The organism is Thalassotalea algicola (genome assembly GCF_012932965.1).
Classification (GTDB): Bacteria; Pseudomonadota; Gammaproteobacteria; order Enterobacterales; family Alteromonadaceae; genus Thalassotalea_F; species Thalassotalea_F algicola.
In genome coordinates this window covers 657,989-680,285 of sequence record NZ_JABBXH010000003.1, presented here as the reverse complement: position 1 = coordinate 680,285, position 22,297 = coordinate 657,989, and the positions used below count along the sequence as shown (strand labels likewise).

Below are 22,297 nucleotides of genomic sequence, written 5' to 3'. Positions count from 1 at the left end.
ATAAAGCTAATGACTCGGACTAGGGACTTGAGTTTGACCATGCATTAAACACACTTGTAACCACTCTTTTAAAAAAGCGTTCACTTGTAATTTTTCATCAGGCAAAAGCATTAATTCATTCGGGTAATGATATTTGGGTTTAATATGGCGGATAGCTTGACTACTAACAACTTCTGCTGCTTGTGCATCATGATATAAACGGATCACCATTTTGGGCGCTAAAATATCAGCTAACTCTGCGAGTTCTAACTGCTGCAGTTGCTCAATTGTAATCAAAGACGTGTATTTAGTCACTTCATTCACTGTAATTACATACTGCAATTTGTCGGCAATACTAAACTCCCTTTTTTCACCTACTACTTCTTTGTTCGCTAATAACTTTAACGCTAACATATAGTTAATGGCACATAACTCCATTAAATCTGGCAAATTTGGCCTGTAGCTAGCTTTTTGTTTTATCATTGTCCGCCCAATGGCTTTGAAGTTGCGAGTAATTTAGTGCTAACCATTGAATTCCAATAATGGTCATTGCATTGTTAATTGTACCATCGTTTATTAGCGCCAAGGCATCATTTAGTCCTATCTCGTGTACCTTTATATCTTCTCCCTCTTCTTCCAAGCCGAAAACACCCCCGACATTTCTAGCATCAACTGGCGCAGCATAAAGATGTAACTGCTCACTTGTACCGCCAGGTGAAGACAAATATGTCATAATGTGTCTCATTTTATCCGGTTCAAGAACGATATTGGCTTCTTCTTTAGCCTCTCTAACGGCGACATCCACTGGCGATTCATTGTCTGAAAACATTCCAGCAATAAATTCGATTAACCAAGGGTTAGTTTGAGTTCGAATGGCACCAACTCTAAATTGCTCTACAACAATCAATGAATTTCGAACAGGATCATAGGGAATAACTGCTACTGCGTCGCCACGTTCAAAAATTTCTCGGTTGAGTACTTTACTCATGCCGCCATTAAACAATTTATGACTGACTTGATATTCTTCAATCGTGAAAAAGCCCTGAAAGCGACATTTTTTATCAAGTATACGAACATCAAGTTCCGACATATGATGAAATTGGCTTTTAACTTTCAAGAGAAATGTCCTATCATTCAACTAGTTTGATAATATTTTGTTACAGAAGCATAACACTGATAAACATTTATTTTATTTTGTTTACAGCTTTTGCACTGTAGCATTAGCTGCCATAAATAATAAAAGAATAAAATTGCACACTAAAGGAAATGCTGACCCATGAAAAAAACGTTTTCCGCTCTATTTATAGGGATTACGCTTGCAGCAACCACATCTTCAGCGTTTGCTGATGACTTGCTTCAAGTATACCAACAAGCTTTGACCAATGATCCTGTATTATTAAAGGCATCAGCACAATACGAAGCTTCTAAAGAAGGTATTAAGCAAGCAAGAGCTGTACTCTTACCTCAAATTAATGCCACAGGTAGTTATACCGATGGCGAATCTGAATCAATCGCCTCTGCTGATAATAGCTTTGGTTTACCTGCTGGTGCGATATATACGACAGAAGCTGAGAACTTCAGCTACGGTGCCAGTTTAAATATGCAGCTTTATCATCACGATACTTGGTTACGCTTAGATAACGCTGAAAAATCAGCTCATCAAGCTGACCTAGCTTATCAAATAGCACAACAAGATTTAATTGTGCGAGTAACCGATGCATACTTTAACCTATTAAGTTCTAAAGATGATTTAGAGTTTGCTGAGGCGCAAAAAGTAGCTATAGAGCGACAACTTGAGCAAACCAAACAAAGATTTTCTGTGGGGTTAACCGCAATTACCGATGTACATGAAGCACAAGCAGAATACGATGATTCGGTAACACAAGTAATACGAGCTCAGAATAATATTTATCAAGCAGAAGAAGCAATTCGCGTTTTAACAAACGTCTACCCAAGCAATGTTAACATTTTAAATACTGATCGTTTTTCTGCTTCACGCCCTATGCCAGATAGTGCAAATGAATGGCAACAAACTGCAGAAGCTAAAAGCATCGACTTGATCACTCAAAAAGTGTCGGTAGACATTGCCAAAGAAAACATCAATATTGCTAAGTCTGGTCACTACCCTACATTAGATTTAAGTGGCCGTTATACAAATTCAGAAGATACTTTCAAGGTAGCAAACTTTTCAGAATTTGAACAACCGGATTTAGATAGTCACTCAATTGCTATCACTTTGACAGTGCCAATATACTCTGGTGGCGCAACTTCAAGTGCTGTACGTCAAGCACAGCACAATTATGTAGCTGCTAGTCAAGACCTAGCACTGACACACCGCAGCGTTGTAAGAAATACTCGCAATGCTTATAACACTGTAATCGCAGGTGTTTCAGCAATTAAAGCTTTGGAGCAGTCAGTATTAAGTGCAGAAAAAGCACTTGAAGCAACAGAAGCAGGTTTTGAAGTTGGTACTCGTACTATTGTTGATGTGCTTAATAGTACGCGTAATTTATATAATGCAAAACGTAATTTATCATCTACACGTTACGGCTATATAAATGCAGTATTGTCACTGAAGCGCGCTGCCGGTACATTAACTGAAAAAGACATCAGTGATATTAATCAAGGTTTATCACCAGCGAGCTAAAGCTCTATTTTTTACATAAATAAGGCAGCGGTAAGCTGCCTTTTTTAATTTATGGTTAAATTAGTCTTCTAGACGAATAGTGTTGATAATATCCGTTGTTGAAATACCTTGTTCAAAGTTTAGCACTTTAACTTCGCCGCCAGCTTCAATAACTTCTTTACCACCAGCAATTTCTTCAACTTTATAATCGCCGCCTTTTACCAGCACGTCAGGTAAAATATTAGCAATAACTCGCTGTGGTGTATCTTCTGAAAACTCAACAACCCAATCAACCGCCCCTAAGCCAGCTAAAACTGCCATTCGACGATCGCAAGGGTTTACAGGTCTACCTTCACCTTTCAATCGCGTAACCGAAGCATCGCTATTTACCGCGACAATTAACCGATTGCCAAGTTCTCGTGCATTACCAAGATAAGAAACATGTCCAGCATGTAAAATATCAAAACAACCATTGGTCATAATAATATTTTCACCACGCGCTTTAGCAGCATCAACGGCAATTTTTAGTTGCTCTTCCGTCAAAACACCGTAACCACTTTCTTGACCAGATTTTAACTCAGCCACTAATTCGGCCTCACTTACCGTCGAGGTTCCTAGTTTACCGACAACGATTCCCGCAGCCATGTTAGCTAATGCTGACGCTTGAGTAATATGTGCTTCTGCTGCGACTGCAAGCGCTAACGTTGCAATTACCGTATCGCCAGCACCGGTTACATCATAGACTTCACGAGCTTGTGTTGGCAGGTGATACTCTTCACACCCTTTTCTTAACAGGGTCATTCCTTGCTCACTGCGTGTTATCAGCAAGGCTTCTAAGTCTAATTGCTCGAGCATTAATTGCCCTTTATCGACAATATCGCGCTCTGTAGCGCAATGACCAACAATTGATTCAAATTCTGACATATTTGGCGTTAATAATGTTGCCCCTCGATACTTTTCAAAATTCGTACCTTTAGGGTCGACCAGTACCGGCTTATTTTGAGCTCGCGCGGCACTAATTAACGTCTGAACATCCGAAAGCGTGCCTTTATCATAGTCAGATAAGAGTAATACATCATGATTAGCGAGTTGTTCTGTAACTCGCTGGGTAAAGCCTTGTTTTTCAATACAAGTTAACGACTGTTCAAAATCTAGCCTTATAAGCTGTTGATTACGACTTACAACGCGCAACTTAGTGATAGTTGGCGCTTGTGCTTGTGTGGCAAATGCACAATGCACATCTACGGCGTTCAAATGTGTAGTCAAGGTTTTTGCCGCTTCATCTTCACCTGTAATGCCTGCCAGCGTAACTTTACCGCCAAGAGACGCTATATTTAATGCAACATTTGCTGCACCACCGGGTCTATCTTCGTTATGATCTATTTTAACAACCGGTACTGGTGCTTCTGGAGAAATGCGTTGAGTCGGCCCTTGCCAATAGCGATCTAACATAATATCGCCAGCAACTAATACACGAGCACGATTAAAAGCGGGAATATCTACTTTCATCCTAACTTCCAAAAATTATATAATGTCAATAGTTTATCATGAGTAGAAAATTTCGCGTGAGCAAAAATAAAGTTTTACAACCTAATTTTAAAATATCATTCCTACTGCCTAAATATTGGCTAACTTGGATTGGCGTATTTATTCTTTATAGCATTTCTTGGCTTCCTTACCGTTTGCAACTTGGATTAGGGCGACTCGTGGGGCGATTGTTATATAAAATTGGTGGCAGCAGAAAAAAGGCGGCTGAAACTAATTTAAAGCTTTGCTTTCCGGATATGTCAGCAGGTGAACGAGACCGTATTCTTATCGAAAACTTTAAAAATACCGGTATCGCATTATTTGAAACGGGCATGGGTTGGTGGTGGCCAGATTGGCGAGCTAAAAGAAAAGTGAAAGTAGTAGGCCTTGAACATATTAAAAGTGCACAGCAACAAGGTCATGGCGTATTACTTTTGGCCATGCATTATCTAACAATCGAATTTTGCTGCCGAGGCATTGGCTACTCTAATCCTATGGTCGTTTTTTATCGCCCCCATAATAATGAATTAATGGAATACTTTCAGTTTAGAGGCCGAGGCCGTTCAAATAAGTACATGTTAGGCAAGCGCGATATTAAAGGCATGATTAAAGCATTACATGAAGGTGAAACCTGTGTGTACTTACCCGATCAGGATTATGGACGAAATCGTAGTCTATTCGTTCCTTTTTTTAATGTACCTGATGCTGCTTCGACAACCGGAACATTAATATTTGCGCGTCAACCTAACGTCAAAAGCCACATGGTAATCCCAACAAGAAATGACGATGGCTCTGGTTATACTATTGAGATAATGCCAGCGTTAGAGAATTACCCTACTGACAACGACCAAAATGACGTAATTCGCATCAACCAAGAACTTGAAAAAGCAATTATGCGAAAGCCTGAACAATACATGTGGTTGCATAGACGCTTTAAAACAAGACCGAACAAATCAGACCCATCATTGTATAAATAAGTAAATTTAAGTATGGTAGTTTAGGTAAGTTATTAGTTTTTCAGATAAAGCGCTCATGAATTTTTGGTTAAGAAATGGCATTTTTGCCCTTATATTATCAATATTGGCTGGCTTCCTATTAGTCAATCATGAGCTATTGATGACTATCAGTGACGATTTCACATTAGAAATCGATAGCCCTGAAGAAGCTCAAACTGCAGAACCAGCCAAAGAAGAAACTATAGACAAAGAAGTAATAGAGCCACCTCAACAAAGTAAAAAGTCACTTACTAAGTCAAAAAATAGTGCTGCAGAAGGGCTCTCGCGCTTTTATGCTAATTTGCATGGCACTGATGATGACGAGGACGGACCTAAAATACGCAACGGTGTTGTTTTTCTACCTGAGCCTAAAGGTGATTTAGAGAAAGTGCTAGAAGCCAAAGCAATGGTGACTAGACCACTAAGGAAAAACTGGAAGGGCTCTGTTGAAAATCGCCCATTTAGAAAAGATCAAACGTTGCTGCAAAAAATGATTGAGTACGCGGCACAAGATGGCCTCGACGTAATGTGGCGATTAAATCGTGACTTAATCGTTAAAAACCCCTTTAGGATTAATAAAGACATTTTACAAACCGCCTATCAAATAGGTAATGGCATTCGTGGTCACTTTCCAGAAGATGTCATAGTTTATTTTTGCTATAAACAAAGAACCATAGTATTTAACCATGGTCCGAGTAAATTCTTAGCCAAAGAATGCAATATTCTGACATCTAAATCGCAATACTCTAGCTCACGCTCTTACTAATTTAAAATGCTCTCCAAAGCAAAACACTAACTATCAAGCAGTCAAAAATTGCTGCCATATTTTTACTACAGGCTTGGCATACAGACTAAAAAGTTCCTTTTCGATCAGACTTGCTTTATTTTGCAATACTGCACTATGGCCAGTATCACGCAATGCGCAGTAACTTTCTATTAATTGAGCACTCTGAGCCCGGGTCAAAATTTCCACTTCAGTAAGTTGCTCAAATATTCTTACATTGTCTGAGTAAGCTGTTAGTTTGGAATGTTGAGCACTGTAATAAAGTACTAAATATTGCGCTAAAAACTCTATATCAACCAATCCTCCTTTCCCATGTTTTATATCTATATGCTCAGCGGTTGATTTATCAATATGGTTACGCATCTTTTCACGCATCTCGATAACATCTTGCTTTAAGCTATTTTGTTCTCGAGGCTGGCTCAATATTTGGTGTCTGACTTTCTCAAAATCTTCAGCGATTTCAGGATAACCATAAATCATTCTTGATCTTACTAAAGCTTGATGTTCCCACGTCCAGGCTTCTTCACGTTGATATTCTTCAAATGAAGATAGACGAATAACTAAAACGCCCGAATTGCCCGATGGCCTTAATCGCATATCAAGTTCATACAAAATACCGCTGCTCATGCGCGTATTAAATATATGCATGATTTTTTGCGCTAGCTTGACGTAAAACTGGGTAGCTGAAATTTCTCGTTCACCCACAGTGACATCATCAGGTGTACTATTATGGATAAAGACTAAATCTAGATCTGAGCCATAGCCAAGCTCTATTCCACCCATTTTTCCATAACCAATTACGGCAAAGCCTTTATGTTCGGTACCCAAAGTAGACTTGGGCTGACCAAAACGACGTGTGAGTTGTTGCCATGCTTGTTGTATTACTTCATCTAAAATTGCTTCAGCCAAAGCCGTCAGGTGATCGCTCACTTTCATTACCGGCAGCACACCACTTACATCAGCGGCTGCTATTCGTAATTGCTGTGCTTGTTTAAACTGTCGTAGCGCATCCATTTGGCTTTCTATGTCTTCTTCTGGAATACGAAGCATGGACAGTTTTAATTCTTTCGCATACTCACTCAATGCGGGAGGGTTATTAAGAAGCTTAGGATCAATGAGTTCATCTAATAAAATAGGAAACTTAGCAATATAGTCACAAATCCATGCACTTTTTTGGCAAAGCTTTATTAGCTGAATAAGTGCACCATCATTTTCGAACAACAACTCTAAATAAGCTGTTCTACTGGCGATTTTATTAATAATCTGCAATATCCTAGGCAAAACAAGCTCACTACTTGTCGTACTATGAATACGCCAAAGCACGCGCGGCATCAACTTATCTAACACTTGCCTACCACGTTGACCGATAGCTCGTTTTTCTATGTCTAGTTTAAATTGAGAAAGCTCTTGCCATATAGCTTCAGTTTGCCAATTTATTGCAATGTCTATTTGCCACTCGAATCCTTCCTCAGGCTGCCAGCGATTTAACCAAAGCGTTTGCCAGTCAAGTTCGACATCTTCGTGATTTGGTGCTTCTTCACCAATCAGCAAATTAAATTCTTGATGAACGTTGGCTAAATGTGAATTCAACTCTAAGATAAAATCAGACCAAGTGGCAAACTTAAGTATTGATATCAGTCGTTGTTGATTTAATTCGTCATCAGGCAATGTTTGTGTTTGTTTGTCGTCAAACGCTTGAATAATGTTTTCTACACGCCTTAAAAAGCAATATGCATCTGCTAACACTTGCGAACTTTGATCAGACATAGCGTCGTGAGTAACAAGTAAAGGCAACACCTTAAGCAAATTTCGTTCTTGTAAAGCTTGTACACGCCCACCTCTAATCAATTGAAAAACCTGAACAATAAATTCAACTTCTCGAATACCACCAGCACCAAGCTTGATATTATGAATTAATTGCTTACGTCTGACTTCCTGTGCAATCATCATTTTCATTTTTCGCAAGCTTTCAATCACGCTAAAGTCTATATAGCGGCGAAAGACAAAAGGTCTTAATAACTCGGTAAGCTGCTCCTGGCTTTGGCCACTTCCTATTGGGCGAGCCTTTAACATCGCATACCTTTCCCAATCACGTCCTTGCTCTTGGTAATAATCTTCTATCGCTGCGAAACTAAGCACTAATGGACCACTATCGCCAAATGGGCGCAATCGCATATCAACACGATAAACAAAACCTTCAGCAGTTTGTTGGTTTAGAGCAGTAATTAGTTTTTGACCTAAGCGAGTAAAATAGGAGTGATTATCTAGGGATTTACGTGCACCAACCGTTTCCCCTGATTCAGGATAAACAAAAATCAAATCAATATCTGATGAAAAATTCAGCTCTTGCCCACCAAGTTTTCCCATCCCATAAACGAGTAGATGTTGCTCTTCTCCTGCGTGGTTTAACGGCTTTCCCCACCGTGATTGGCAATAATGGGATAACCAATTTAACGCCTCTAATATTAATGCATCGGCGAGATTCGAAAGCTTTGATAACGAATCTTTTAACGGTGTATTTGCAATCATATCTGCCACAGCAATTTCAGCCATGGCCATATGCCTAAATATTCGTAACTGTTTATGTAATTGTTCTTCACTGTCACAGTTTGCTAGCTGCTGTGCTAATAATTCTCGATAATTAGGTAACAAGTGATCGTCAAATGATTGCGATTGAAATAGCGCAGCCGTTTCATGGGGTACTAACTGACACGTGCGAAAAATGAAGTCACTAAGCGCTAATGAATGAAGAAAAGTTTGTAGTTTATCTTGAGGAAAGCTTGTAAATAACTCAGGATATCTCTCATTCAATACTTCCCAACGGTTTTGAGCTAATTCCTGCAATTTTTCAGGTAAATGATGATAGTTACAAATAGACATTATATTTCCCTTCAATAATTGCCAAAGGAATGATTTAATCGTTTGCTACTGACAATAGTTCAAGTTATTGGACATATTATGTCAATAGTGTTATTAATGAATGATAACCATAGCATTTTTAAGGATGAGATGGCACAAATGCAGATATTTAGAATCGCAATTTTCGCCTTAACAGCAATTTTGATGGGTTGTGGCGACCCCGTTTTAGAACAAATAGACGCCCAAATTCCATTAACCGAACAAAGAGTTCAGCAATTGGGTGAAATGCTCGATTCTGGACAAGTAAGAAATGCCAAATTTATTAATGATTACGCCGATAAAGTTGCGGAAAAATCTCCACAGCTTGATCAGCTCGTTAATGAATTTCGCAAAGACGCGACCACTCAAGGGCCGCTTTATTTAGCGTTACTTGATCGTATTAATACAGTCAAAAGCCAACCACAAATGTTCGCGAGTTCTCAAGCTCGATTTGAAGAATTACTCAACATCTACCAAGCAGCAGATCCAATTTTATATTCTGACGCATTAAGTGATCCACTTAATGTATTGGCAGATATGTCGGGAGGTGATTTACCTCGAGTGAACTCTCTATCAAAAGCACAAAGTATGGCGGCTAATAATGCGCAAGATTTTGGTGTTGGTGAGCAACTCATTGGTAATCCAGCTTATGGCCAATGGCAAACAGGTAGTAATGGGATGTCATTTTGGGCATGGTACGGCATGTATCGAATGTTAGATGACGTATTGGATATTGGTTATAGTCGCAAGCGTCGCGGCAAGGTTTATTACAGTAATTGGGGGCGTTCTCGTAATTACAGTTATTACAACGACTATGGCAGAACACGTTATAGTTCACCAACCCAATTAAGAAAACAAACACAATTAGACACCCGCACCCGTAAGTCGTTTGAAAGCCGAGGGCAAAAATTCAACAGCGCTTATAGTAAAAACCGAAGCGGTGCTTCAGGTGTCTCAAGTCAAAGCAAAACAGCTCAGGCTAGTGCCAGTAAGTTTTCAGCAAGATCCACCAATAAAAGTAAATATGCTAAATCTTCAAAAACAAGTAAATATGCATCAAAAAGCAAAAGTAATTCTAGCTTTAGAAATAGTAGCAGTAGTACCTCACGCGGATTTCGTCGTGGTAAATAAAGAGTAGGAGAATAAAAATGTTAAATACCTTATTAGAAATTACTGCGTTAAATTCCGATTTACTAATTTTTCTAGCTGTAGACTTAACCATAGCCATTGCATTGTTAAGTGCCATGCGGTTCGTGTCTGGTGTATCAGCCAACGTCAATACAACAGATGAATTAGCTAAACAAGACAATTTTGCCTTTGGTATTAGTGTCGCGGGTTCAATTGCTGCGTTAGGTATTGTGTTAACCGGTGCAATTACTGGTGAAGCAGCAGAAAGTCTTACCATGGAAATAATCGGTATGTCGGCTTATGGAATATTAGGTCTACTGCTAATTAAAGTTGGCCGTATGGTACATGACAAATTCGCCCTAAATAAACTAGATAAGACCGAACATATCAAAGCCGGCAACATCACAATCGGTATAGTCGATGCAGCTGGCGCTATTGCTACCGCTATAGTAATTAAAGCAGTATTAGTTTGGGTTTATGGTGTAGACGTTAATACGTTGATTGCAATTATTAGTGGCTTTATTGTTTCCCAAGCTATGTTAATTATCGCTACTCGTATTAAAGAGCGACAATACGCTGGCAATAATCAGGGCGATTCATTACAAGAAGCCTTTGAAAAAGGGCAAGTTGCGTTAGCAATTCGATATGCAGGTCAAGTCATTAGTACAGCTCTTGCTGTGACAGCTGCAAGCTATTTCTTTAGCTACAGCCCTGAAACACTTGTGATTAGCCTACTTGGTTGGTTGATTTTCGGTGTTTTAATGACGTTATTAGTAGCGATGCTTACCTTTATTGCTAAAAAGCTAATTCTGTGGGGTATAAACCTAGTAGAAGAAGTAGACCAACAACATAATATCGGCGTTGCAAGTATCGAAATGGCAATAAGTATTGCTATCGCTATGATACTTACAGGTCTAATGGCTTAATCGCACTAACTCTTTGGCAGAAGTCCTTGAATACAAATCCTCGTCGATTATTAATCGACGACACTATTTTGATTGTGACCATGGCAGTGCTAGCTGGCTGTGGTCTAATTTACGAATATCTTCTCTCTCATTACGCTGGCAGAGTGCTTGGCGTAATGGAAAGTACTATCTACACCATGATTGGCTTGATGATAGTTTCAATGGGCTTAGGTGCATTTGCTGCAAGAAGTGTTCGTTGTCCTTTTAATGGCTTTGTTTGGTTAGAAGTTATTATCGCACTGCTTGGGTGCAGTGCAATCCTGTTTATTGGTGGCGCTGTGGCGATAACCCAATTAATGCCACAAATAGTAGCAGATACATTTAACCTGCCACCTGACGCAATTCCTCGCGGTGGATTTTTTAAGTCATTAAGTTGGTTAGCATTAAAGTTACCCTATTTATTTGGTGTATTGCTGGGCTTTTTCATCGGTATGGAAATTCCGCTTATCGCTAAAATTCGTGAGCAAATTCATCAAAAACACTTACAGAACAATCTAGGCACGATTTACGGTGCCGATTATATTGGTGCAGGCATCGGTGCTGCAATTTGGGTTATTTTTTTGTTAGCTATTGATATAAGTAAAGCTGGGGCATTAACTGCCGCACTTAATTTAGTTGCTGGCGCCGTATTTATTACTCGCTATTGGCCACACCTTGTATGGCGAAAAGTACTAATTTCGCTTCATATCATTCTAGCAATAGTCATGTTAGCCGTATTTCAGTTTGGCAATAGTTGGCTAAACCAGATGAATAACCTGCTTTATCTCGATAAAGTGGTTTACACCGATAAAACTCGTTTTCAACAACTAACGTTTACCGAAAGAAATATGGGCCTTGAAAATGAACCTGTTGTTAATTTCTACTTGAACGGCCGCTTACAATTCTCATCGATTGATGAAGAAATTTATCATGGCTATTTGGTCTACCCTGTATTGGCAAGTGCCGCTCGCACAGAAAATATTTTAATTATCGGTGGAGGAGACGGCCTAGCATTAAGGGACGTACTCAATTGGGGGGCAAAAAATGTAACCTTAATTGATTTAGATGACCAATTACTGAATTTATTTAGGCACCCAGAGGATGGTCTCCCCTCAGCGTTGGCTAACAAAATAGCTGAACTAAACCAAGGTAGCTTAACGAATAGTAAAGTTAGTGTTATTGCCGGTGACGCTTTTATAGAAATTGACAAATTGATCGCAAACCGCCAATTTTTCGATGCAATTCTGGTAGATCTACCCGATCCTAGTCACCCCGATCTCAATAAACTATATTCAGTTAATTTTTATGCTCGCTTGAACCAATTACTCTCAGCTGATGGTGCCATTGGTATTCAATCTACTAGTCCGTATCACGCGAAAGAGTCATTTATTGCTATAGGCAATACCTTATCTGCTGCTAACTTCCCCCATGTTGAGCAATATCATGACAATGTTCCAAGTTTTGGCGAGTGGGGTTGGACGATTGCCACCAAAACTGGGTTATCTCCTTTATCACGATTAGGGCGACTAGAAAGAATGCCTATTTCGCATAACTGGCTTACATTAAAGATGATTAAAGGCGCCTTTAGCTTTCCAAAAGATTTTTATGAAAAGAAAGCAGAAATCGGTGTAAATTATTTAGGTAGTCATACGATCTACCAATTACACCAAAAAGCATGGCGAGATCAGCAAGGACTAGTACCTTAACTATCGGTTAAGAAATGCTTTAGTTCAGATTTTGGCTAAGTAAAAGTTACAAGATGTAAAAAATGCACATTGCGACTTGACATATTATGTCGTAATGCTAAATTAAACCATGTTGACATATTATGTCGACGAGCAACCAGTGACTAACACGTCACTTTGCTACTTATTTAACCATGAGGATAAACATGAATATTCATAAGATAGCTGACCATTTAAACGCGCTAGCAGATAATTCAGAGACCGGGATGGTTTTCGATTGCCAGCCAATCTCTGGTGAGGTTGACGTACTCCAGATCACTGTAGAAGGCCGTGAAGAGTTACCTATTTTTGTTTCGGTAACTGATGACCAAATTCTTTGTATCACATATCTTTGGGGTAGCAACGAAGTTAAGGAAGACAAAGTGGCAGATATGCATACAAGCATGTTGGAAATGAGTATTCCTATGCCGTTATCTTCATTTTCAAAAATTGGTGACAAATACGTTATTTTTGGTGCGTTGTCGATTAGCTCAACCTTTGACGACATAGAGCATGAACTTGCCGTGTTAAGTAATAACGCCATCGAGATTATCGATGATATGAGCGATTACTTAGTTTAACCATCATTTAGGAGCATTTTATGAGCATTTTTAAGAAAATTATGACAGCGATCCGTGGTGGTGCTACGGAAGTAGGTGAAGCGATAGTTGATTCAAATGGTACACGAATCTTTGAGCAAGAGATTCGAGATTCAGAGCACCACTTAACAAAAGCTAAACGCGATTTAACGAACGTTATGGCACAACAAATGGCGGCAAGTCGTGAAGTTGAACGCTTGCAGCGTGAAGTTACCGAACACGAAGGATACGCAGCTCAAGCACTTGAAAAAGGCGATGAGTCACTTGCTTTAGCGGTAGCAGAAAAAATAGCAGGTTTGGAAACGGAGCTATCTTCGCAGCAACAAGCTTTAACAAGCTTTGAAACTAATGCAAACCGTTTAAAAGAATTGGTTCGCAAAAGTGAGCGTCAAATTCAAGAGTACAAACGCCAACTTTCTATGGTTAAAACCACTGAAAGTGTACAAAAAGCGACATCAGCAATTACTGATAACTTTTCATCAAGCAACTCAAAGCTATTAAACGCAAAAGATTCTTTAGAGCGAATTAAAGCCAAGCAGCAACAGTTTGATGACAAAATGAAGGCTGCTGAAGTACTTGAAGCTGAAACTGGTGATAGTTCACTTGAAGCGCAATTAAAAGCCGCAGGAATTGGCGCTGCGGATAATAATGCAAGTTCTGTATTAGATCGCATTAAAGCAAAACAAAATAAAGGCTAATTTACCCAACCAGCTCAGTCTAGGAATACCTGCACTATGCAGCTTTCTGTGACTGGGCTTTTTTCGTTTACGGCACCGCAAGGGATCATATGAGTTTTATCAAAAAGATATTTGGCTCAGAGCCAAAACAACGCGCAGTCACTCAAGTCAAAGATCTACAAATTAATGACATGATTTCAATGAGTGACAGCTTTGGGTTACCAAGCTTAATCAGAGATCAACAATTTCAAGTAACTGCAATCAATTGCTATGAGTTTGAACACAAAGTTCAAACTGAATGGGTGCTTTCTGGCCAAAGCGATATTGAGTTGTATTTATCCTTAGAGGTCGATGATAAAACCTACCTTAAATTTTCACTAAAAATTGCCGACAATGACGTAGAAACCCTTTTCGATCTAGAACAGTTTTCTACGGTTTTCGACGAACCAGGTAATGCTGTTCTAGATAGACTCGATAATAGCGAGTTAACGCTTGATTGGAGCGATATTAGTTATCAACAACAAGCTTATGCTCAAGTCGGTTATTTTCATCGCAAAGACAATCGAAATTCTCAGTTGAGTGCATATGAAGGCAAGGACTCAGGAGAGCAATTTGAGCTTTACACGCTGTACAACCAAGATGAAAATAAAGGGATCGATATTGAGGTTTGGCAAGATGGTGATACAGATGTCTTTTTAACCTTATTTAGACCTGTAACAGATATCGTAGATATGTATCCAGGAAGTTAGTCATGAGTAGAAAAGTACCCGAGAAGTGGCAATCCTCTGTAAAAGCGATGAAAGCGGTTCAAGTAGCATTCGATATGGATGAAAAATTTCAACTAGCGATTCGTAGAGAGGCACTTGAGGCTGGCCTCAGCCCTTCCGATCAAATTAGAACTATTTTAGGCCTGCCAACAAGTAAACGTCCTAAACGTCCTAGATTAACAGTTAGCTTATCACCGGTGGATTATGAACTCCTGGCAGAAAAGTATGATTTAAGCCCAGAACAACAACTAGAAATAAAGCGAAAGTTAATGGATGATTTAATCATTCATGTAAAGGATAAGTCACAGGAGTGAGCAATTAAAACATGATCATTATTAAAAAAATCATTGATAAGTCAGGTTTTTATTCCATTGATAGCTTTGGTGTAAAAAACTATCACCTTGGTGTAGTGAGTATTTTCGCAATAGTGCTATTTATAGTACTGACCTTCACATTAGGTTATGTCACCTATATCGCTGAAGCTAACATTTCCGGTTCAACTATTGAAGATTACGGTGATGCGGTTTGGCTCATGCTAATGGCGTCTTCTACCATTGGCTTTGGTGGCGAACTTCCTGTCACCTTAGTAGGCAGAATTACCGTGTTTACTATGTTTGTTTTAGGTGTGGGGATTCTCGGTTTGCTTGGCGGCTTATTCGCACAAAAAGCCTTTGGATTTTCCGATACCAATATAAAAAACAGAGAGCTTAGAAAACAGAACCAAGAAATTCTCAACAAAGTGAATCAATTAGAAGCGAAAATTGATGCACTCATTTCACAAAAGTCTGATCCTTCATAATTTATATTCTCGCAACTTATTGATTAATGATGAGTTGCGACTTTTGAGCCCTGTGTCATACTTGCTAAGACAATAACCGCTTAACAAGGAATTGCTATGACAATCAAAACAATATCAGCAGTTGGCTTACTTTTACTAATATCAGGTTGTGCAAACAATGGTCAGCTTGATCAAATGTCGAGTAAAATAGACAACCTTTCTTCACAGGTTCAAAAATTATCTGCAGAAGTCGGCGAATTAAAAACACAACAACAGAAAAATACTAGCGCGATAAAAGGTGTTAAAGAGTCTGTTGAAAGTATCAATATGGCAGTTGATAAAGCGAATGAGCGCATCGACAATATGGTAGCTACCTACAAGAAATAGGTAGCTATTTTACTTTTTGTACTAAACCTGTGGCTTGTTCAAAGCTATCGAGGTAGCGTTGTTGCGCTTTAGCTCCGATAAAGCGCCGCAGCTTATTGCGATATACCGTTAATTGCTCTTCAGTTTTTTTCGAGCTAAGCGGCTGGTGCATTTCTATTAACTTCTCACCAGGCTTTTCATAAGACATTTTTATTGGTTGGTCGATTATTTTAACCTGTGTATTTAGCGGCACATTATCATATAACCACTTTATATCGTCATCAAACATACGAATACAACCTGAGCTCGCTCTAGCTCCAATGCCAAACCGCTGGTTGGTACCATGAATCAAATAAACACTCGTCGCTAAACGCAACGCATACTTACCAAATGGGTTGTTAGGGCCGGCGGGTACTTCATCCGCTAAAACAACCCCCTTTTCTTTTAAATACCGCTCTTTCATTTCAGGCGTTGGACGCCAAATAGGGTTCTTCTTTTTTTCACCGATATAAGTAGTGGTTATTGGTGTTTCTAATCCTTGTCTGCCAATACCGATAGGGAAAACGTGAACGACATTAGATTCTGGCTGAAAATAATAAAGCCTAAATTCAGGCAAGTTAATGACTAGCCCTTTACGTTCAACAAAAGGTAGCAACATTTGGGTAGGGATATTTAACTGAGTATCTGGCTCTGGTAAAAACGGATCTATGTCGGGATTAGCAGCCATTAAAGAAAGGAAGCCAACATTATATTGTTCGGCTAATGCCTGAAAATAATCTCCTTGCTTAACTTGGTGAGTAACAGGCTCACCAATGAGCCTTTTACCTTTATCAGGCAACGGGTAGATCACAGCATGAGATGTCAGCGATGCTATACTAAGCGAAGCTATCAACGTAACAACAAGTATATTCATCGCCAATATGGCTCTACCCGAATAGCTGACTGGTAAGAATGTTCGATAGCAACCAATAGGTTTTCTATCTTCCCCTCTAACCAATTTTCTAATTTACTGGCTCCTTGCTCGAGCGCTTTGAGCTGTTTTTGCAGTAAATCTAATGTCGCTAATTCTTCTATCCCTTGCAAAACATCCAACCAAGTACGTCTATAATCTTTGCGGCCTGATTGTTCATAAAGACTACTAAACCAATTACCAGTCAGAAGACTACGATTTAAATGGTGTTGCATAACCAAATATTCCAATGGGCTTAGTTGCATTTTATTGTGACTAATGCTGACAATTTCTGCCAAACTTTGCTCTAATTTTTGTCTAGAATATTCTGGTAATAAGCGAGGAGTCTCTGCCGGTTTTACAACTGGCGATAATACAAATTTTAATAAATTCAGCTGTAGAGTGTTAAGAAGCTTGCCAGTTAACAATGATTTTATTTCAGACTCTTGTGGAAATCTTCCACGCTCGATCTTTAACGTTTGTATCAATTGCTGACTGTATTCTAACTTCTTGCGGTAAGAGCCAGTTTTTAACGTTAGATGCTTAATATTTATTGCACTTTCCAACCAACTTAACTCATCAATAGCTTCTTTTAATTGACGCTTCAAGCCCTGATAGAGTTCATCTTCAATTAACTCATGATGTAGGTATAGTCCATGTTGAATAAAAGTCAGTGCTAGATATACCTGCTTAACGTTTTCTAATTCAGGAGCAGCTATTGTTAGCGCTATAGCATCTTGAAGTGTATTTAACCCATGCTCAATACCTTTGATAAGCGCTCGCTCAACTGACATTGCTTCATTAAGTTGAAGTTGCGATAAAGGCATCGCTTCACTAGTTGTTTGCTGGCCAAACTGCCATAGCTGATAACCTCTAGCAGCCTTGCTTAATTGCCCAGCCGACAAATGGAATGATTCAAATAGTAATTCCGCCAATTCAAAAATAGCACCGGTTTTGCCACTAATGAGCTCTAGTTCTATTTCACTAATTGGAATTTCAACACCTTTAGACTCAATCGCACCTTTATCAAAAGCGACCTCTACTACAGAGTCGCCAATGGATACTTGCCAACTTTCTCGTCTAAAGTTTGTCGAAAATAAAGGGGTAAGTTTTTGTTGTAAGTGATCGACGTTATAATTGTCTGGCCATATTTCTCGAGGAAATAATGATAAATCAGGCTGACAACCTGTAATTTCAACGTTATATTCCGGCCTTTGGTGCAATCCACCAACAACCACACCGGCAGTTTTAATTGTTTGCTCAGTATAGTCTTCCGCCTTGCGAACTCTTAGACCAAAATCCAAAGCGCGTAATTGCTTATCTTGAGTATCAAAGTAAGAATTGATTAATTGGCGAGTATTGTGCGTATACGAATATTGTTGTTTAGTCAGTATCGCAGTAAATTTGTCGACAATATTATCATCATCAACAAGGTATTTAAGCTCTATTTCTGTGGCCATGTGTTAAGCAAATATATAAATTTGCCCAGTTACCTGAATGAAAACCAGAAAAACAGATTACAAAACCATGATTTAACACGCAAGTTATTTTGAATGCTACAACAAACTAAGGCGATTACTTGTGTTTTTGTACACTTCGAACTTGCGCTTGCGCCTACAAAGTCCTAATATCGAAGCCATTATTTTTATTACGTTTTAATTGGTTATCTCATGGGGAAATTAACGCAACTAGCGGTCGTAGCATTGGCGACATTGTCATTTGCTAGTTTTGCACAGGAAGCAGAGCCTGAATTTGAAGATGGTTACATTTCTGATGAGCTCTTTATTTACATGCATTCAGGTGCAGGCAATAACTATAGAATTACTGGCAGTATTAATGCAGGTACACAAGTTAAGCTAACTGGTGAAGCGCGCAATGGTTATACGCAAATCATTGACGATAAAGGTCGAGAGGCATGGGTAGAAGATAAGTTCGTCTCCACAAAACCAGGCTTAAGATATGTTGTCGCTGAACTAAATGGTCAACTAGCAACTACTGGTGAAAAGGAATCCAGCTTACAAAGCCAAATTAATGAAAGCACTGAAAGGCTTAACGCAGCAGAAAATCAAACTGCGGAGTTAACCAATAAAATAACTAACTTAGAGAGCCAACTTGCTAGTGCTCAATCCAAATTGAACACCCAAGATATGGATGTGAAAAAGGAATGGTTCTTTAATGGCGCAATTGTATTGGGTATTGGGTTAATTCTAGGCCTGATTTTACCAAGAATTAGTACTCGACGAAAATCATCCATGGATAGCTGGAGTTAACCTAGTTCAGAACCCCCATTCTTAAAGCCCCTTATATAGGGGCTTTTCTTTAGTGAATTTATTCATCATGTTATCATTAGCGCTTTGCGTTTATTATATTTGGATTAGCTTTAATGCATGTAATATTTGATGTTTTACATTTGTACTATTTGCCACAGTACTTACCTGTATATCAGGAACTAAAAGCTCGCAATTGTCAGGTCTCATTTGTTTTCTATCACAGCAACCATGACAGTATTGTTGAAGGGATTATTGATCAAGCGCAGTTAACTGCTACTTGGGTAAATGACCAAGAACAAGCGACTAAGTATTACTTGAAGCAAAACGCAGACTGGATTGTATTTGCCAATGCTTATCCTCATTTAGACCAAATACACACGGTAAGTAAGTCAGTTCAGCTTGGCCACGGAATTGGCCCGAAAGCTAGCTACTATACGAAATCAGATACACCTACTACGGTTCGTTTTGTAGAGGGTGCGTATCGTACTGCCCGATTTAATGAAATGTACCCTAATGATACGTTTATTGACGTTGGATTCTCTAAGCTCGACCCTATCATTAGCGGTGAGAAAGTTGGTTTTAATCTAGATGAACTAGGTTTAAACGATCAAAAACCTACGTTAGTTTATGCACCAACATTTTACCCAAGCAGCATAGAGTGTTTCCCCAAAAATTGGCCAAGTGACTTCACCGATTATAATATCTTAATCAAGCCTCATTATTTTTCTGTTAGTAAAGAGAAGTATAAAAAACAGCAAGCACTGCTCAATCACTGGTCAACCTTTGACAATGTTTACCTTGCCAAAGTCGAAGATTATTCACTAGTACCATTTTTAGCAACTGCCGATATTCTTATCAGTGATGCCTCTTCTGCATTATTTGAATTTGCCGCACTTAATAAGCCAGTCATTTGGTGTGACTTTCTTAAGTTGCGCTGGAGTTACCGTGGCATATTTAGCTATCGCTTTAAAAAACGTATGGATCAAGATTATGGCGAATATGCGGACATTGCTGTACATGCCCAAAAGTATAGGCAATTACGTAATTTAGTCGATAGTCACTACCAAAATCCTAAGCAATTAGAACAAGTCAGATTATCATTTAGTGAAAAGCTTGCTGGCAAACTTGATGGTCAAGCGAGCAAACGCATAGCAGACTATCTACTCAGTCACTAATGGCTGTGCTAAACTTGCGAAAATTAACCATTTCAACCTAAAAAAATAGGCAAATAATGAAGAAAATAGGTTATACCACTGGCGTTTTTGATATGTTTCATATCGGTCATTTAAATGTACTAAAACGCGCTAAGTTGGAATGTGACTACTTAATCGTTGGTGTAACCAGTGATGAATTATCGATGTCAGCCAAAAGTAAAAAGCCAATTATTCCATTTAACGAACGCATGGAAATTGTTGAAGCAGTAAAGTTTGTTGATGAAGTGGTGCCACAAACCAGTTATGACAAGATGGAAGCGTGGAATAACTTAAAGTTCGATATGATGTTTGTTGGTGATGATTGGAAAGGTACTGATAAATGGAACAAAATCGAGAAAGAATTCAATGAATTCGGTGTTGAGATCATGTATTTCCCGTACACCACACATACTTCAAGTACGATTCTACGTAAAGCACTAGGCGATTTAGTTAAATAAGCTACGAATGTCCAAATTTTACTCTTTTAAAAATAAGATACTTACCCTTATTACGTTACTCAGTATCAGTTACGTCACTACAGCTGAGCCATGGGTAGATACCAGTGATATATTCTTAAGAGAGAGTATTGAACATCTGGCTGATCAAAACATTATCACGACACCAACAACTACATTCCCTTTAATGTGGCATGACATAGCACAAGATTTATCACAAGTGGCTAGTCATTTACTTGATGATGAAACACTCAATGCTTATTACTATGTCCGACACCAATTGAGATTGGCTAAAAAAAGTCAAAAGCGCATTGAGGTAAATGGAGCAAATCAAGACAGCCGTTACACAAGTTTTGGTGATAGTTACCGTGATAGTGCCAACTTCCAAGTTCACACGAGCTTCTTAACAGACCATTTCGCGTTCAAGTTTTCGCCTCGATATAACAACTCACCAAGTGATGGCGAAAAGCTCAGCTATGATGAAAGCTATATCGCAGCCTATTTAGGCAATTGGGTGCTATCTTTTGGCATGCAAGATAGATGGTGGGGGCCAGCTTGGGATACAAGCTTAAGTATGACAAACAATGCTAGGCCAATGCCGGCGATCGCCCTATCACGTAAATCGGCCACACCGGTCACCATTCCATTCACATCACATAAAATTCCGTGGACAGTAACGACCTTTATGGGACAAATGGACGACGATCGTGACGTTAAAGATACTCTACTTTGGGGCTTTAGATTCAACTTTCGACCGACTCAAAACTGGGAAGTTGGAGTAACGCGTTTAGCCCAATGGGCTGGTAATGGAAGACCAAGCGATTTAAGTACATTTTGGGACGTATTAAAAGGACTGGATAATTGTGGCGGTAACGGCCCAAGTCAAGAGGAATGTGCTGCTGGACAAGAGCCTGGTAACCAAATGGCTGGCTATGATATTCGATGGTCAACAGCATTATTTAATCACCCTATTGGCCTTTATTTTTCGTCGTTTGCTGAGGACGGCGATAGTAAAGGTGGTTTAAGCATACTAGGTGAAGAACGCTATCAATTCGGCTTTGATACCCGCGTTAATCTCTTAGAGCGAAGCTGGCGAGTATTTACTGAGTGGACCGATACCCATGCCACTTGTCGAGATGGCAACAATGGCGATGGCAGCTCAGAAATAGGCGACTGCTATTACGAGCACCATATCTATCAAACAGGCATGCGTTACAACGGTAGAACCATTGGTAGCTTATATGAAAGTGATGCTACCAGTGTAGTTTTTGGCGGCATTTCACAAGTAAAAGATAATATCGGTTATCAACTCAAACTGCGTTGGTTGCAACTCAACAAAGATAACAGCGATAAAGCACCTGAAAACCCACTAATCGGTAATACCTTGACCCCAATTGCAGAAGACTTGCTGGAACTTTCGGGTAAGGTGCAATATAGCTATAAAAACTGGCGTTACATGTTAGGAGCAAGTTTTAGCGAATCGACATTTGAAAACGATATAAAAGACGATACTGACATCAACATCTTCTTTAATGTCGAATATAATTTAAAATAGCTTCTGCTAAAAAATTTCACAATAGAGTTCAGGACGTATTGTTCTTTGGTAAAAGCTAGCTGCATGGCTGTTAATTTGCTCTG

Annotated in this window: 22 protein-coding genes; 16 read left to right on the top strand and 6 right to left on the bottom strand. The window is 39.2% G+C overall.

From position 1 onward, the window contains the following. Window positions 1–6 precede the first annotated feature (6 nt). Together HII17_RS11855 and HII17_RS11850 are read right to left on the bottom strand one after the other, a co-directional pair. Window positions 7–462 carry a DUF1249 domain-containing protein gene (locus tag HII17_RS11855; protein WP_169075563.1) on the bottom strand — a complete coding sequence of 152 codons (456 nt, stop codon included), beginning with the start codon at window positions 460–462 and terminating at the stop codon, window positions 7–9. Then, entirely contained in the window at window positions 443–1,096 is a 654-nt protein-coding gene (locus tag HII17_RS11850) for an NUDIX domain-containing protein (RefSeq protein WP_235938716.1), read from the bottom strand. The genes HII17_RS11855 and HII17_RS11850 overlap by 20 nt, the downstream gene beginning before the upstream one ends. 159 nt (window positions 1,097–1,255) lie before the next feature. On the opposite strand from HII17_RS11850, the gene tolC reads away from it, so the two are divergent. Next, window positions 1,256–2,626, top strand: a complete 1,371-nt coding sequence (gene tolC, locus HII17_RS11845; RefSeq protein ID WP_169075562.1) for an outer membrane channel protein TolC — start codon at window positions 1,256–1,258, stop codon at window positions 2,624–2,626. A gap of 60 nt (window positions 2,627–2,686) precedes the next feature. Here tolC and hldE read toward each other — a convergent pair whose 3' ends face one another. Further along, the gene (gene hldE / locus HII17_RS11840) at window positions 2,687–4,114 is read right to left on the bottom strand and encodes a bifunctional D-glycero-beta-D-manno-heptose-7-phosphate kinase/D-glycero-beta-D-manno-heptose 1-phosphate adenylyltransferase HldE (protein ID WP_169075561.1); all 1,428 of its coding nucleotides are present in this window, start codon (window positions 4,112–4,114) and stop codon (window positions 2,687–2,689) included. A 56-nt stretch (window positions 4,115–4,170) separates the two neighbouring features. On the opposite strand from hldE, the gene lpxL reads away from it, so the two are divergent. After that, the gene (gene lpxL / locus HII17_RS11835) at window positions 4,171–5,109 is read left to right on the top strand and encodes an LpxL/LpxP family Kdo(2)-lipid IV(A) lauroyl/palmitoleoyl acyltransferase (protein ID WP_328824529.1); all 939 of its coding nucleotides are present in this window, start codon (window positions 4,171–4,173) and stop codon (window positions 5,107–5,109) included. A 55-nt stretch (window positions 5,110–5,164) separates the two neighbouring features. Further along, a complete protein-coding gene (locus tag HII17_RS11830) occupies window positions 5,165–5,893 on the top strand; it encodes a TcpQ domain-containing protein (RefSeq protein ID WP_169075559.1) in 729 nt (242 codons plus the stop codon). A 33-nt stretch (window positions 5,894–5,926) separates the two neighbouring features. Here the strand turns inward: HII17_RS11830 and glnE are convergent, their stop codons facing one another. Beyond that, window positions 5,927–8,791, bottom strand: coding sequence for a bifunctional [glutamate--ammonia ligase]-adenylyl-L-tyrosine phosphorylase/[glutamate--ammonia-ligase] adenylyltransferase (gene glnE, locus HII17_RS11825; RefSeq protein ID WP_169075558.1), 2,865 nt, complete (start codon window positions 8,789–8,791; stop codon window positions 5,927–5,929). Between the two features lie 78 nt (window positions 8,792–8,869). On the opposite strand from glnE, the gene HII17_RS11820 reads away from it, so the two are divergent. The 9 genes from HII17_RS11820 (at window position 8,870) to HII17_RS11780 (ending at window position 15,813) form a co-directional block, all read left to right on the top strand. Further along, complete coding sequence (locus HII17_RS11820; RefSeq protein ID WP_235938715.1) at window positions 8,870–9,940, top strand: hypothetical protein; 1,071 nt, start codon at window positions 8,870–8,872, stop codon at window positions 9,938–9,940. A gap of 17 nt (window positions 9,941–9,957) precedes the next feature. After that, on the top strand, window positions 9,958–10,863 hold the full coding sequence (locus HII17_RS11815) for a DUF350 domain-containing protein (RefSeq protein ID WP_169075557.1): 906 nt from the start codon (window positions 9,958–9,960) through the stop codon (window positions 10,861–10,863). 80 nt (window positions 10,864–10,943) lie between these two features. Next, a complete protein-coding gene (locus tag HII17_RS11810; RefSeq protein WP_169075623.1) occupies window positions 10,944–12,587 on the top strand; it encodes a polyamine aminopropyltransferase in 1,644 nt (547 codons plus the stop codon). Between the two features lie 185 nt (window positions 12,588–12,772). Continuing rightward, window positions 12,773–13,186, top strand: coding sequence for a YjfI family protein (locus tag HII17_RS11805; protein ID WP_169075556.1), 414 nt, complete (start codon window positions 12,773–12,775; stop codon window positions 13,184–13,186). 20 nt (window positions 13,187–13,206) lie between these two features. Next, window positions 13,207–13,902, top strand: a complete 696-nt coding sequence (locus HII17_RS11800; protein ID WP_169075555.1) for a PspA/IM30 family protein — start codon at window positions 13,207–13,209, stop codon at window positions 13,900–13,902. Between the two features lie 89 nt (window positions 13,903–13,991). Further along, entirely contained in the window at window positions 13,992–14,630 is a 639-nt protein-coding gene (locus tag HII17_RS11795; protein ID WP_169075554.1) for a hypothetical protein, read from the top strand. A gap of 2 nt (window positions 14,631–14,632) precedes the next feature. Next, window positions 14,633–14,962 carry a hypothetical protein gene (locus tag HII17_RS11790; protein WP_169075553.1) on the top strand — a complete coding sequence of 110 codons (330 nt, stop codon included), beginning with the start codon at window positions 14,633–14,635 and terminating at the stop codon, window positions 14,960–14,962. Window positions 14,963–14,973: 11 nt separating this feature from the next. Next, the gene (locus tag HII17_RS11785; RefSeq protein WP_169075552.1) at window positions 14,974–15,447 is read left to right on the top strand and encodes a two pore domain potassium channel family protein; all 474 of its coding nucleotides are present in this window, start codon (window positions 14,974–14,976) and stop codon (window positions 15,445–15,447) included. A gap of 96 nt (window positions 15,448–15,543) precedes the next feature. Beyond that, window positions 15,544–15,813, top strand: coding sequence for an Lpp/OprI family alanine-zipper lipoprotein (locus tag HII17_RS11780; RefSeq protein WP_169075551.1), 270 nt, complete (start codon window positions 15,544–15,546; stop codon window positions 15,811–15,813). A gap of 4 nt (window positions 15,814–15,817) precedes the next feature. Here HII17_RS11780 and HII17_RS11775 read toward each other — a convergent pair whose 3' ends face one another. Together HII17_RS11775 and HII17_RS11770 are read right to left on the bottom strand one after the other, a co-directional pair. After that, window positions 15,818–16,705 (bottom strand): L,D-transpeptidase family protein, encoded by an 888-nt coding sequence (locus HII17_RS11775; protein ID WP_169075550.1) that lies wholly within the window; start codon window positions 16,703–16,705, stop codon window positions 15,818–15,820. Further along, a complete protein-coding gene (locus tag HII17_RS11770; RefSeq protein WP_169075549.1) occupies window positions 16,702–18,201 on the bottom strand; it encodes a CYTH domain-containing protein in 1,500 nt (499 codons plus the stop codon). The genes HII17_RS11775 and HII17_RS11770 overlap by 4 nt, the downstream gene beginning before the upstream one ends. Window positions 18,202–18,411: 210 nt before the next feature. Here HII17_RS11770 and HII17_RS11765 point away from each other — a divergent pair, with 210 nt between their 5' ends. The 4 genes from HII17_RS11765 to HII17_RS11750 all read left to right on the top strand — a co-directional run bounded on the left by HII17_RS11765 (window position 18,412) and on the right by HII17_RS11750 (window position 22,214). Continuing rightward, window positions 18,412–19,011: a TIGR04211 family SH3 domain-containing protein gene (locus HII17_RS11765; protein WP_169075548.1), complete on the top strand. Its 600-nt coding sequence runs from the start codon at window positions 18,412–18,414 to the stop codon at window positions 19,009–19,011. A 113-nt stretch (window positions 19,012–19,124) separates the two neighbouring features. Continuing rightward, entirely contained in the window at window positions 19,125–20,186 is a 1,062-nt protein-coding gene (locus tag HII17_RS11760) for a CDP-glycerol glycerophosphotransferase family protein (RefSeq protein WP_169075547.1), read from the top strand. Window positions 20,187–20,242: 56 nt separating this feature from the next. After that, entirely contained in the window at window positions 20,243–20,662 is a 420-nt protein-coding gene (locus HII17_RS11755; protein ID WP_169075546.1) for an adenylyltransferase/cytidyltransferase family protein, read from the top strand. 7 nt (window positions 20,663–20,669) lie between these two features. Then, entirely contained in the window at window positions 20,670–22,214 is a 1,545-nt protein-coding gene (locus HII17_RS11750) for a capsule assembly Wzi family protein (RefSeq protein ID WP_169075545.1), read from the top strand. Window positions 22,215–22,297 lie beyond the last annotated feature (83 nt).